The organism is Shewanella sp. AC91-MNA-CIBAN-0169 (assembly GCF_040310165.1).
GTDB lineage: Bacteria > Pseudomonadota > Gammaproteobacteria > Enterobacterales > Shewanellaceae > Shewanella.
The window spans coordinates 158,152-170,527 of record NZ_JBEOPM010000008.1 but is presented as its reverse complement, the minus strand read 5'-3'; the positions used below and the strand labels follow the sequence as shown (position 1 = coordinate 170,527).

Genomic DNA, 12,376 nt, shown 5'->3' with positions numbered 1-12,376 from the left:
AGGGGTGATCCAAGAGGGGATTGCTGTTGATCCCCTTTTGGCCCGTGCAGGGTGGAACCTTGCGATGTTAATCTGGTGTGGGCGAAGCGCCACGACGTTAGTGGCCGCAGGCCATATTGTTAACTCACAGTAACTCAAATTTTTGTTAGGACTTAGTTCTAATTCTTCTGTTTAGATATAATTGATTTTGTTTACTTTGAAGCTTAATGATAAACAAACCTGAGTCAGTACCAATTGAATATATGATGAAATCGCTGATCATTTGCGATTCAAAAATGAGATTAACCCTGCGTTACAAGCTCTATCTTAAATTCGCTGCCTACGCCTGGTTGGCTGTCTATTTCAATTCTGCATTTCAATAAGCCTAATAATTGCCTGACAATGGCGAGTCCGACGCCGAGTTGTGGCAGGCTTTGATTCGCTTCAAACGACAACCTTGTCATCGACAATTGCTTCAGGGCATCAACTTCATGCTTGTGCATGCCTGCGCCTGTGTCACGCACGGTTAACCATTGTTGGCCATTGTGTTGTGCATTGATGATTTGTATCTTGCCACCTGCGGGAGTGTAGCGCAGGGCGTTATCGACCAAGTTGTTGAGTATGCGGCGCATTAGTGCAGGGTCGGTATAGATTTGGCTAGCATGGTTGATGTCAAAATCTAATTGAACCCCGAGCTTTTTGGCTCGAGGAGTAAAGGTTTGTTCAATATCACTAAGCAGTTCGCTTAGGTTGACTTGTTGCAGTTGCGCATCGATTTGGCCATTTTCTAGGGCGGCCAATTCTAATAATTGTGCCAGTAGCTGCTGTAAGGTTTGGCCTGAGTTTGCAGCATATTGGATCAGCGCCTCGTCGCGCTCGTGCTCGGGTAATATTAACCAAGTATCGATATAACCTAACAATGCGGTAAGCGGGGTTTTTAAGTCATGTGATAAATGCAGTAAAAAGTCGTGTTTGGCCTGTTGTTGGCGTTTAACTTGCTGTTGTTGCAATTGGATTTCTTGCAATAAATGATTGATATGATGGCTGAGCTGGCTTATTTCTAAGCTGCCACGATAGCGCTGGGGGAGCATCAGTTCGTCAGACATCGGGGTGTTTTTAAGCTCGGTTAAGTCTTGAGCGAGTTTTTGGATTGGGCGGGTAAAATAGCGCAATAAAATCACGAATAGCACTAAAGCAAAAATAATCCAAAAACCGATTGTAGCGCCCCAGATTTTAGGTTGGTTTTCGGCGTTAATCAGTGCCTGCCAGCTGTCGTAATCTTCACCGCCAATGATCACATACAAATAACCACTGTGCAGTCCATCTTCGGTGATGAGTTTACTAGCGGAAAAAATCTTGTGGGTATCTTCGCTGCGCGGATCTGTGCCAAGCACTGGGAGGTTGTCGCCATTTAGAAACTGCTGAATGATTGTGGTATCGACTCGATGAGTTTTAATTTTTTCTTCTTTGGCGTCATAAGCAATCACTTTGCCATCTGGATCTAAGGTGTAAATTTCAAAGCTTGGCCCTAACAGCATAAAGTCGTGAAAGGCTTCTTTAAGCGCGGCGTCTGACGTGATCCCTTGCGATAACAAAGGGTTGATATGTGCCATGTGTTCAGCAAGTTGTAGGTGCAGTGATTGCTGAATTTGATTACGGCTGAATTCATGGTTAAGTTGCAACCATTGCCATAACGCCACAAACAGTAATAACACGATGATTGTGGATGCTAAAAACAACCGATTAAATAAGCGATTCATTAGTTGGTTTGCACCTCTGGTGGTGAAAATTTGTAGCCTACGCCCCACACTGTTTTGACAAGATCATGTTCAGGTGAGCACAAAGAAAGCTTGTTACGTAAACGGTTGATGTGACTGTTTACTGTGTGCTCATAGCCGTCGTAGTTATAGCCCCATACTGCTTCTAACAGTTGCATGCGGCTAAAGACTTGTTGCGGGTGTTTGGCTAAAAATAGCAGTAAATCAAATTCGCGGGCGGTGAGGGTTAACGCTTTATTAAACGCGGTAACTTCACGCGTACTGGAGTTAATGGTTACGCTGTTAAATTCAATTTGTTGGGTTTGTTCATGTTGGGCTTTGCCGCGTCTTAATAGTGCTTTTACTCGTGCGCGCAGCTCTAATACGCTAAAGGGTTTGACGAGGTAATCATCTGCCCCTGCTTCAAGGCCTAGTACCACATCTGCTTCTGAATCTTTGGCGGTTAATAGCATCAACGGGACTTCCTTACCGTCTTGGCGTAGTTGCTCACACAACATAATGCCATCACCATCGGGGAGCATGCGGTCCATTAATATGAGGTCGAGCTTTTTATGCTCGATTATGTGCATGGCTTGCTTCAAGGTGGTGGCGTGGTCGACGCTGTAGTTGAGTGCTTTGAGGTTAAGTATGATTAACTTAGCCAAGTCTTGTTCGTCTTCTACTAACAAAATATGTTGCGGACAAACATGGCCATTATGTTTCGCGTTTCCATTCATGGTGACTTCCTCAAAGCAAATCCAGTAATTGCATTAATACTTAGACCCGCTTTGAGGAGAATAAATTTCAATGTGGTTGAAATTCATTCAGTCAATACGACCGATTAAAATTATTCAGTACGCATAATGGTGACGGCTAATACTGGGTTATCAAAACGATGCGATGCACCCAGTACTGAATCAGCTAAGCCGTCGTACATTGAAATAACACCAGGATGAATATGCACAAAGTCGACATCATCACGGCTAGCGTTAAAACCTTCGCCGCCATCAGCAGGTCCTGGCATAGTACCTTTGGCTTCGCTGTTGGCTTCAGTGCCAGCATCATAAGCCATAAACTTCATCGCGGTTGTTGCATCCACTTCCATGCCGGCAATGGTGTAACTGTTAATACCAGTAAAGGCATCGTTAGTGTTAACCAACATGGTGGCCAAACTAATGCTAGCTACGTCGGCTTCATCTAAGGTCAAGGTCAATGTTTCTGACATACCAGGCATTAATAAGCCTGTGCCGTTAACGCTGCTATTGATCACGCTTAGTGCTGCTATGTCGGCAGTATCACCACCTTCAGCCATTTTCTCGAGTGCTTCGCTGGCCATTTCACCGGCGTTCCATAACATGGCATCACTAGCATGAGAGGCTAAGATAACGGGCGACATTGGTTGGTTAGCCGTCAAGTTAGTCACGGTTACCGTGAAGGTTTGCATCACTGGAGCTGGTGGGGTAACAACAACGGTATCGTCATCGTCATCACCACAGGCAGTAAGCAGTGTTGCAGCAGCCAGCATGGCGATTAAGCTGGGCTTAAGTGTAAAGTCAGTGCGTTTCATGGGCTACCTCCTTATTTTACTGTCACCACAACTTTGGCTACAGGGTTCAACCAGCGATGTACGCGACTGTCTAAGTCACTCATACCACCAGCAGGATCCATGTCACCTAAAACACCAGGGTGAGTATGTACATTGCTGTTGTCAGCATTATCCATCACGCCTGTGCCATTGGCTCCACCGTCACCACCAGGGGCTGCAGGAATACCCGGTACGCCAGACATGCCGCCGCCATTAATGATTTCATCATTGGCTTCTGTGCCTGCATCATATGCATTGACGTACATAGTATACGTGCCTGCTTCGGTAGGAATTTCCCAAGCGTCTAAGCCCATAAAGGCATCATTAGTGGGTAACACCATCGCTACGATAGATAAATGGGTGTTGTCGCCAGTATCAAGCATTACTCCACTTACATTGGCACCCGCAGCAAGCAAACCCATTGCCGGATTTGCTGATGTTACGCCTGCATTACCGGTTACAGCTGTATCTAAGTCGGCAATGTCACCGCCTTCAGCCATTTTTTGTAACGCTGCAGAAGCTTCGGTACCGACTTGAAACAGGTGGCTGTCAGCGTCGTGGGCTGCGATCAAAATAGGGGTGAAGTGATTTCCGTGAGTTAAGTTTGTCACGCTAACTTCAATATCAGCAGCGAAAGTTGGAAGGCTGAATAATCCAGCAGCCATAAGACTTGCAGTCACTAGTGTACGTTTCATAACCGAGCTCCTTTGTTTAATTGCAACCAGTATGAACAATGGATCTCACCTACTTATCGCCAAATTATCACAAAAGATTAACATCGTTAACTTACCGATAATGACGTGTGATATGGTGTGCTAAAACCAACAATAAGAGCACACCTCAAGTTGAATTAAGGTGTGAAGAAAATAGGTTAATAATGATTAGACAACTGACTCCCGCTGACTTTGATGCAGTGATAACCCTAGGTGAAATAGTCCACGGCAGTGGTTATATGGATATCGCTGAACTGACAGCGATTTATCACAAAGGCATTAAAAATGGCATTAATGCCAATTTTGTCGCGCTTGAAAATGAACAACTTATTGGCTTTCGGTTAACGTATGCCGCGGGACAATGGCCGCAAGATCAATGGTGCACGGTTAATCAGTGGGGCGTTGATTTTAACGATGTGTGTTATTTCAAATCAAACACCATTGCAGAATCTGCCCGTGGTCAAGGGCTTGGTGGGGAGCTATTAGCCGCCTCTAAAGCTGCGGTAATTGCTCAAGGGGCTAAAGCGGGGGTCAGCCATTTATGGCAGCAAAGTCCTAATAATGCTGCGGTGCGGTATTTTACTAAGGCGGGAGGGAAATTGATTGCTCAACACCCACAACGCTGGCATCAACGTTATATGGGTGATGATTACATTTGCGTAATATGCGATGAAGACTGCCATTGCGTTGCCAGTGAAATGCTACTGATTTTTTAACGACATTCTAATAATCAATAATAACAAGAAGATGAATATGTACGATCCGCTGATTAACTCTCATCCTAATAATCAAACGTTTGCCCCTAGCTATTGGGCAAGCACTCAAGTCTTACCCGCACCAACTGCTGCCTTGTCTGGCCGCCAACAAACCGATGTCGCCATTGTGGGTGGTGGCTTCACCGGCCTGTTAACTGCCTATTATTTGGCAACCGAATTCAATATAGATTGCCATGTACTAGAGGCCAACCAAGTCGGTTTTGGTGCCAGTGCCCGCAATGCCGGATTTGTATTAAAAGGTTCGGGTCGATTAGGTTATGCCGCCATGACCAAGCGTTGGGACTTAGCAACGACCAAGGGCATATACGACGAATTCACCCAAGCGGTGGCTAGAGTCGATGGGTTAATCAAACAACATAATATCGCCTGTGAACCGCAAGAAGCGGGCTACTTAAAGGTGGCCCATAATCCCAAAGCATTGGTCTCGCTGCAAAATGCCGCTAATTATATTCAACAACATTTAGCCGACAGCCAAGACTCAGGTGCCGAGTTTATTTCAAGCCAAGATTTTAGATCCCAGTATTTAGATCATCATCAAGCTTTTGGCGCGCTGCGTTTAAAAGACGGTTTTGGTCTTAATCCGCTTAAATTGTTATTAGGTTATAAGGACATGGTACAAAACCAAGGCGTGACTATTTCTGAGCAATCTTGCGTATTAGAGTGGATTGAAGAGGGCGGTAAACATCGTTTAATTACCGATAAAGGTGAGCTGATTGCCAATAAAGTCATTATGGCGGGCAATGCTTATACGCCTAAACGGTTTAACCCGCGCATAGACGATAAGTTTTTGCCGATATTAAGCAATGTGATTGTCACCGAGCCGCTTACCGCTCAAGAGCTTGCACAGGCAGGTTTGCATACTCATCAAGTGACCATGGACACCCGTATTTTAAAATACTATTACCGTTTATTACCCGACAACCGTTTATTGTTTGGTGGCCGCGGCGCGGTGTGGGGCAAAGATGCTGCGAACCCTGTTTACGGTGAGCGTTTAAAAATGGCGCTCAATAAGTGCTTTCCAAGCTTAACCAATAAAGCCGTGGCCTATAATTGGACCGGGTGGATTGCTGCTGCCATGGATGACATGCCCCATGTGTACAGTAAAGGTGGCGTGGGTTACAGCTTAGGATATTGCGGTGCTGGAGTGTCTTTTAGTAGCCAAGCTGCGTATCGCTTAGCACAAAGTATTGCCGGTGAAACCTTACCCAATTTGCCTTTGTATCAGCAACCCTTGCCTAAATTCCCCTTCACCCAAGCAAGACGGCTTGGGCAATGGGGTTATTATCATTATGGTTGGTTAAAAGACCGTTTTGGTTAATCGCCCATTTCTAGGTTAATAGACGGCTTGTTAATTAACCAACGACTTCGCCAGTGCTTATTTTAGTTTCGTCTAATGGTTCAATTTTGAAATTGAAATAAGCATAAGATGCACTAATAAACGGACAGACTAAGTTAAAGAAGGCGTAGGGCAAGTAAGCGATAGTGGCTACGCCAAGTGTACTTGCCATAAAGGCACCACAGGTATTCCAGGGTACTAACGGACTGGTTACGGTTGCTGAGTCTTCTAGCGCGCGGCTTAAATTAACAGCTGCTAATTTACGGCGGGTGTATTCCACCTTTAACATTCTGCCTGGCAGTACTATGGCAATGTATTGATCGGCAGTAATAATGTTCGCGCCAATACACACGCCCAGGGTGGTAATAATCAAGCTGGCCGTGCCGGTGACGACGGTAAGAATACTTTCTAAAATACGGTTTAATAATCCGGTGACTTCCATCACGCCGCCAAATGCCATCGCACAAAGAATAAGCCAAACGGTTGTTACCATGCTGCTCATGCCACCACGGCTTAATAAATTATCTAATACTTCATCGCCTGTGTTGGCGACATAGCCGTCAAACATGGCTATCCATAAACCTTTCACTAGCGCGACCATTGGCAATAATGTGTCGTCGTGTACAAAGGCAATCACGTTATCAAACTGAAATAATGCTGCGCACACCGCGCCAGCTAACGTACCTAATATGACCGTTGGAAACGCTGGCATTTTGCGGTTAGCTAAATACAACACCACTAATAACGGGATCAATAAATGTATTCCTGGGCTATAGGTCTTATCCAATAAAGCCAAGGTATCTGCGAGTTGGTTTTCTATCGGGGCAGCCTCTGCTGTAAGGCCTAAAAAAGTAAACCCAATGAGGGCAATGATAATGCTGGGTACTGTGGTCCATGTCATATGGCGGATATGGCTGAAAATATCAGTACCCGCAACCGCAGGGGCAAGGTTTGTGGTATCAGACATTGGTGACATTTTGTCGCCAAAATACGCGCCACTAATAATAGCGCCGGCAGTAATGTTAACGTCTAGCCCCATTGCTGACGAAATACCCACTAAGGCAATACCTAAGGTGCCTGCAACGGTCCACGAGCTACCAATACTCAGTGCAACCACCGCACACAACAAACAGCAGGCAGTATAAAAGTAGTCTGGGTTAAGGATTTGCATACCATAATAAATCATCGTCGGCACTGTACCGGCTAAAATCCACGTACCAATCAGTGAACCCACACTAAATAAAATTAATAATGCGCCCGTCGCAACCCCAATACTTTTGACGATACCGCGTTCCATTTGATTCCAGCTATAGCCATTTTTATAACCGATGATCATTGCAATACATGCCGCTAACACTAATGCGATTTGATTGGCGCCTGATGAGCTATCCGATGAAAACAGATAAACCGCTGCCGCGAGCATAAGAATAAGGGCAAAAACGGGGATTAGTGCATCAAGTAAGCTGGGTTGCTTGTGCTCCGATGAAGACGGTTTGAACGACGCCGATTGAGACATACTACTTCCTTTGTTGTTATTATTTTTGACCAATATCTCATTCGTGTGAGTTGGCTAAGTGTTATTATAATAAGTTAGTAACTTATTTGTAACAGAAGCACATCCTGACATAAAAATGCCTGTTAAGTCGAACATTGTTAGGCTTGAGTAATAATTTATAGATGGGCAGATTGCTGCAGCTTTTGAGTAGTATGCTTGGTTAATTACTTTGCGTGGTTATATATGTCAAATAGGTCGGTTAATGTGAATAAATAGCCGCTGAGGATATCTGGTGGGACCAGAAGTATCCTCATGAAAACGTGCAGATTTGATAGATTTAGATACGCAGTTTATGGCTATTAATGGCAATATTAAGCAAGTTATTTATTTAAATGTTTTAAGATGGCATTTTCGGCATCAGTTTTAGTGGCTTCACCTTCAGCAATATCAATTTTTTCTAGGGCTTTATGGCCTGTCATATCTTCTGCAATATGTAACCAATCTGGATGCCAATAGAAAGAGTTGCCCGAGAAGGTATTCCAATTATGTACGCCTGATTTTTCACCTTGATAAATTAGGTCGCTGGTATTAACTCTCATTTAATCCTCCAATAATCATTACGAGTACGTTAGCTAAAGTGCAGGAGTTTGAATAACAGCAAAGGTAATCACACTCCCTTTCAGTTACTAGCTTGCGCCTTGAACAGAGTCGTTTTTGTGATCTAAATCATAAAAATTGCGGGTTATGGATAATGTAAACAGTAATTAATCTTCAGCATTACAAGCGGATATAAAAAATCCCTGTGATGTTGTTGCCATCACAGGGATTTTTCAACGAACTAAACCCAATGTACTATTAGCTTTTAGCTTGTTCACGAGCAATAGCGCGATAAGCAATATCAGTACGGAAGTACACGTCATCCCAATGAATGGCATCTACTAATGCATAAGCTGATTGCTGTGCTTCAGTCACAGTGTTGCCTAATGCGGTGGCGCACAATACGCGGCCGCCGTTAGTGACAACATGGCCGTCTTTCATGCTAGTACCCGCATGGAACACTTTACCGTTAGTGTCGCCAAGGGTTAAGCCGTCAATAACGTCGCCTTTGTTGTACGCGTCAGGATAACCACCTGCAGCCATGACTACCCCAACAGCTGCACGAGGATCAAATTCTGCAGTGACTTTATCTAACTCACCACGAGTTGCGGCTAAGCAAAGCTCAACAATATCTGACTGCAAGCGCATCATAATTGGTTGGGTTTCAGGGTCACCAAAACGGCAGTTGTATTCAAGCACTTTGGCGCTACCGTCTGGTGAAATCATCAGGCCTGCGTATAAAAATCCAGTATAAACATTACCTTCAGCTGCCATACCATCAACCGTTGGGCGAATAACATTAGCGATAGTCCAATCGTGTACCGCTTGTGTTACCACTGGAGCTGGTGAGTAAGCACCCATTCCGCCGGTGTTAGGACCTTGGTCAGCATTGTCACGAGCTTTATGGTCTTGGCTGGTGGCCATAGCAAGAATGTTTTTGCCGTCTACCATCACGATAAAGCTGGCTTCTTCGCCTTTTAAAAACTCTTCAATCACCACGCGTGAACCGGCATCACCAAACTTATTGCCCGCGAGCATGTCATCAATCGCGGCATCCGCTTCTACTTGGTTAGCTGCGATGATGACACCTTTACCCGCTGCTAAGCCATCGGCTTTAATCACGACAGGGAAGCCCGTTTTAGCGGTTAATATTGCCGCATAAGTTTTAGCCGGTGCAATCTCAGTGAAGTTTGAGTAGTCAGCAGTAGGAATGTTGTGGCGCGCTAAAAAGTCTTTAGTAAAAGCTTTTGAAGATTCAAGCTGTGCCGCGCCTTTGGTTGGGCCAAAAATGGCTAATCCAGCTGCATTAAAGGCATCAACTACGCCTAGCGATAATGGCACTTCTGGGCCGACGATGGTTATCGCTATGGCGTTATCTTTGGCAAAGGCCACAAGTGCGTCAATTTGTTCGACATCAATCGCAACGTTTTCTAACTTAGGTTCTAAAGACGTACCAGCATTACCGGGTGCAACAAACACTTTTGTTACTTGAGCAGACTGAGCCGCTTTCCAAGCTAGAGCATGTTCACGACCGCCACCACCAATTATAAGTACCTGCATCTTTAATCCTTTTATAGCTGCGCTATGTTCTCTATTTCTGCTTCAAGCATGCTCACTTATAATTATAAGTTGCGCGTGCTTTCATTGAACTAGAAAAAATAGCTATGCTCTAATTCGTTTAAACAAAATTTAAAAAGTATCGCTTGTTATCTATTTTTGCAAAAGCATTTAGCAAAAACATGATTGATAAGCGATACCCATATTTGATATTAGCGTTTATTAGTGGCGGAAGTGACGCATGCCAGTAAACACCATTGCCATACCGTGCTCGTCTGCTGCGGCGATGATTTCTTCATCGCGAATTGAGCCACCAGGTTGGATGATACAACTAATACCTGCAGCAGCAGCAGCGTCGATACCATCACGGAATGGGAAGAAAGCGTCAGATGCCATGACTGAGTTTTCAACTACTAGGCCTTCATCGGCAGCTTTTATTCCCGCTATTTTAGCTGAATATACGCGGCTCATTTGGCCAGCACCGACACCGATAGTCATGCCGTCTTTGGCGTAAACAATGGCGTTAGATTTAACAAATTTAGCCACTTTCCAGCAGAACATTAAGTCTTTTAACTGTTCAGCGGTTGGTTGACGCTTAGACACGACTTTAACGTCTTCTAGGTTCACCATGCCTTGATCGCGATCTTGTATTAACAAGCCACCATTAACGCGTTTGTAATCAAGTGAAGTTGTTTTTGTATTCCACTCACCACATTCTAGTAAACGAACGTTTGCTTTAGCGGCAATGATGTCGCGTGCGGCTTGGCTCACTTTAGGGGCAATGATGACTTCAACAAACTGGCGGTCAACAATGGCTTGCGCCGTTTGTGCATCTAACTCTTGGTTAAAGGCAATGATGCCCCCAAACGCTGATGTTGGGTCGGTTTTAAATGCGCGGTCGTAAGCTTCTAATAAGTTAGCGCCTAATGCCACACCGCAAGGGTTGGCGTGCTTAACGATAACGCAGGCAGGGCCTTCAAATTCTTTAACGCATTCAAGTGCTGAATCTGTGTCGGCGATATTGTTGTAAGACAACGCCTTACCTTGTAGCTGAATCGCGCTGGCAACAGACGCTTCATCAATTTGCGTGTCGACATAAAACGCCGCTTTTTGATGGCTGTTTTCACCGTAACGTAAGTCTTGTTTTTTGACAAACTGACTGTTGAAAGTACGTGGGAACGTTGAATCGTCATGACATTCGTCGTTACTGTGCGCAGGCACCATAGTACCGAAGTAGTTGGCGATCATGCCGTCATAAGCAGCGGTATGTTCAAAGGCTGCAATGGCTAAGTCAAAACGCGTTTCTAAGGTGGTGCTGCCGTTGTTGGCTTGCATTTCTGCAATCACGCGGCTGTAATCTTTTGCATTAACCACAATCGTAGTGTCTTTGTGGTTTTTAGCGGTTGAACGCACCATCGTTGGGCCGCCAATGTCGATGTTCTCAACAGCATCCGCTAAGGTGCAGCCTGGTTTGGCAACGGTTTCAGCAAATGGATACAAGTTAACCGCAACCAAATCGATTGGCTTAATGGCGTTTTGTTCCATGACGATTTCGTCAATGCCGCGGCGAGCAAGAATGCCACCGTGAATTTTTGGGTGCAGGGTTTTAACACGACCATCCATAATTTCTGGGTGACCCGTGTAGTCAGACACTTCCATTACCGGGATATTATTGTCTGCAAGTAACTTTGCAGTACCGCCCGTAGACAAGAGTTCAACACCTTGTGCATGCAGCGCTTGTGCAAACTCAAGGATTCCAGTTTTATCTGATACGCTTAATAGCGCGCGACGAATTGGTCTGACATTATTCATGTAGGTACAGGTCCGCTAGTTTGATTTTAAGGAGCTTTAGTAAAACAGAGTCAATTAAAGTCTGCTTTACCAAAGTCCCTCATAGTGTTTTTTAGATTGCTTAACACCGTCGAGGCTTACTGTGTTGTGATCAGGCGGGCGTATTTTATCGTAAACCGCTTCTATTGGGTGTTTTTTCTGTGTGATTTCACAATATTGAAATAAGAACAAAGGTACGCAAAAATAATCACCCAATAACCCTTGACCTTGGATTAAACTCCAAGGTTTATACTCAGGTAAAATTCAGATGACGATGGTGAATTAACATATGTATCGAATAGGCGAACTTTCAGCCTTGTATGACATCAAAGCTGACACATTACGATTTTACGAAAAACATGGTTTGCTGTCGCCATCAAGCCGATCTGATGCCGGATATCGGTTGTATAACCACAGCGACTCCGAACGACTTAAATTTATTTTACGTGCCAAAGCGGTGGGTTTCTCACTTAAGGATATCGCCGATTTGCTATCTATTGAGGTTGATAAGTCTAATCGAGCCTGTGCCGATGTTAAAGGTTTAGTCGATACTAAGCTTGAGCAAGTAGAAACGAAATTAGCTGAGCTACAACATTTTGCGACATCGCTAAAAAGTTTATCAAATACCTGTTGTGGTGGCCCAGATAGCGCCGAGCATTGCTCGATACTCGAAGCGTTAGAGTCGTCAGACAAGCATATTATTGCTAAAAAAGAACATCATCATTTTGCTAATTTGGGTCATAAGGATTAA

At 44.5% G+C, this 12,376-nt stretch carries 11 protein-coding genes; 3 read left to right on the top strand and 8 right to left on the bottom strand.

Going from position 1 to position 12,376, the window contains the following annotated elements:
* Nucleotides 1–281: 281 nt before the first annotated feature.
* The 4 genes from AAEY98_RS09550 to AAEY98_RS09535 all read right to left on the bottom strand — a co-directional run bounded on the left by AAEY98_RS09550 (nt 282) and on the right by AAEY98_RS09535 (nt 4,016).
* Nucleotides 282–1,739 carry a sensor histidine kinase gene (locus AAEY98_RS09550; protein WP_351016545.1) on the bottom strand — a complete coding sequence of 486 codons (1,458 nt, stop codon included), beginning with the start codon at nt 1,737–1,739 and terminating at the stop codon, nt 282–284.
* A complete protein-coding gene (locus AAEY98_RS09545) occupies nt 1,739–2,473 on the bottom strand; it encodes a response regulator transcription factor (protein ID WP_162022223.1) in 735 nt (244 codons plus the stop codon). The genes AAEY98_RS09550 and AAEY98_RS09545 overlap by 1 nt, the downstream gene beginning before the upstream one ends.
* A 110-nt stretch (nt 2,474–2,583) precedes the next feature.
* A complete protein-coding gene (locus AAEY98_RS09540) occupies nt 2,584–3,303 on the bottom strand; it encodes a spondin domain-containing protein (protein WP_162022224.1) in 720 nt (239 codons plus the stop codon).
* Nucleotides 3,304–3,314: 11 nt separating this feature from the next.
* Entirely contained in the window at nt 3,315–4,016 is a 702-nt protein-coding gene (locus AAEY98_RS09535) for a spondin domain-containing protein (protein WP_351016542.1), read from the bottom strand.
* 182 nt (nt 4,017–4,198) lie between these two features.
* Here AAEY98_RS09535 and AAEY98_RS09530 point away from each other — a divergent pair, with 182 nt between their 5' ends.
* Together AAEY98_RS09530 and AAEY98_RS09525 are read left to right on the top strand one after the other, a co-directional pair.
* Nucleotides 4,199–4,750: a GNAT family N-acetyltransferase gene (locus tag AAEY98_RS09530; protein WP_351016540.1), complete on the top strand. Its 552-nt coding sequence runs from the start codon at nt 4,199–4,201 to the stop codon at nt 4,748–4,750.
* Nucleotides 4,751–4,787: 37 nt separating this feature from the next.
* A complete protein-coding gene (locus AAEY98_RS09525; RefSeq protein ID WP_351016537.1) occupies nt 4,788–6,128 on the top strand; it encodes an NAD(P)/FAD-dependent oxidoreductase in 1,341 nt (446 codons plus the stop codon).
* Between the two features lie 34 nt (nt 6,129–6,162).
* Here the strand turns inward: AAEY98_RS09525 and nhaC are convergent, their stop codons facing one another.
* The 4 genes from nhaC to purH form a co-directional block, all read right to left on the bottom strand.
* Entirely contained in the window at nt 6,163–7,662 is a 1,500-nt protein-coding gene (nhaC, locus tag AAEY98_RS09520) for a Na+/H+ antiporter NhaC (RefSeq protein WP_351016534.1), read from the bottom strand.
* Between the two features lie 359 nt (nt 7,663–8,021).
* Nucleotides 8,022–8,240: a hypothetical protein gene (locus AAEY98_RS09515; protein WP_162022228.1), complete on the bottom strand. Its 219-nt coding sequence runs from the start codon at nt 8,238–8,240 to the stop codon at nt 8,022–8,024.
* 256 nt (nt 8,241–8,496) lie between these two features.
* Nucleotides 8,497–9,798: a phosphoribosylamine--glycine ligase gene (gene purD / locus AAEY98_RS09510; protein ID WP_351016531.1), complete on the bottom strand. Its 1,302-nt coding sequence runs from the start codon at nt 9,796–9,798 to the stop codon at nt 8,497–8,499.
* A gap of 219 nt (nt 9,799–10,017) precedes the next feature.
* On the bottom strand, nt 10,018–11,607 hold the full coding sequence (gene purH / locus AAEY98_RS09505) for a bifunctional phosphoribosylaminoimidazolecarboxamide formyltransferase/IMP cyclohydrolase (RefSeq protein WP_182743523.1): 1,590 nt from the start codon (nt 11,605–11,607) through the stop codon (nt 10,018–10,020).
* A 307-nt stretch (nt 11,608–11,914) separates the two neighbouring features.
* On the opposite strand from purH, the gene zntR reads away from it, so the two are divergent.
* Nucleotides 11,915–12,376: a Zn(2+)-responsive transcriptional regulator gene (gene zntR / locus AAEY98_RS09500; RefSeq protein ID WP_162022231.1), complete on the top strand. Its 462-nt coding sequence runs from the start codon at nt 11,915–11,917 to the stop codon at nt 12,374–12,376.

What these genes read in the sequence shown, in the direction of transcription:
- nhaC (WP_351016534.1), bottom strand. Translation starts at nt 7,662, where the DNA reads ATGTCTCAATCGGCGTCGTTCAAACCGTCTTCATCGGAGCACAAGCAA.
- AAEY98_RS09535 (WP_351016542.1), bottom strand. Translation starts at nt 4,016, where the DNA reads ATGAAACGTACACTAGTGACTGCAAGTCTTATGGCTGCTGGATTATTC.
- AAEY98_RS09545 (WP_162022223.1), bottom strand. Translation starts at nt 2,473, where the DNA reads ATGAATGGAAACGCGAAACATAATGGCCATGTTTGTCCGCAACATATT.
- AAEY98_RS09530 (WP_351016540.1), top strand. Translation starts at nt 4,199, where the DNA reads ATGATTAGACAACTGACTCCCGCTGACTTTGATGCAGTGATAACCCTA.
- AAEY98_RS09515 (WP_162022228.1), bottom strand. Translation starts at nt 8,240, where the DNA reads ATGAGAGTTAATACCAGCGACCTAATTTATCAAGGTGAAAAATCAGGC.
- AAEY98_RS09525 (WP_351016537.1), top strand. Translation starts at nt 4,788, where the DNA reads ATGTACGATCCGCTGATTAACTCTCATCCTAATAATCAAACGTTTGCC.
- AAEY98_RS09540 (WP_162022224.1), bottom strand. Translation starts at nt 3,303, where the DNA reads ATGAAACGCACTGACTTTACACTTAAGCCCAGCTTAATCGCCATGCTG.
- AAEY98_RS09550 (WP_351016545.1), bottom strand. Translation starts at nt 1,739, where the DNA reads ATGAATCGCTTATTTAATCGGTTGTTTTTAGCATCCACAATCATCGTG.
- purH (WP_182743523.1), bottom strand. Translation starts at nt 11,607, where the DNA reads ATGAATAATGTCAGACCAATTCGTCGCGCGCTATTAAGCGTATCAGAT.
- zntR (WP_162022231.1), top strand. Translation starts at nt 11,915, where the DNA reads ATGTATCGAATAGGCGAACTTTCAGCCTTGTATGACATCAAAGCTGAC.
- purD (WP_351016531.1), bottom strand. Translation starts at nt 9,798, where the DNA reads ATGCAGGTACTTATAATTGGTGGTGGCGGTCGTGAACATGCTCTAGCT.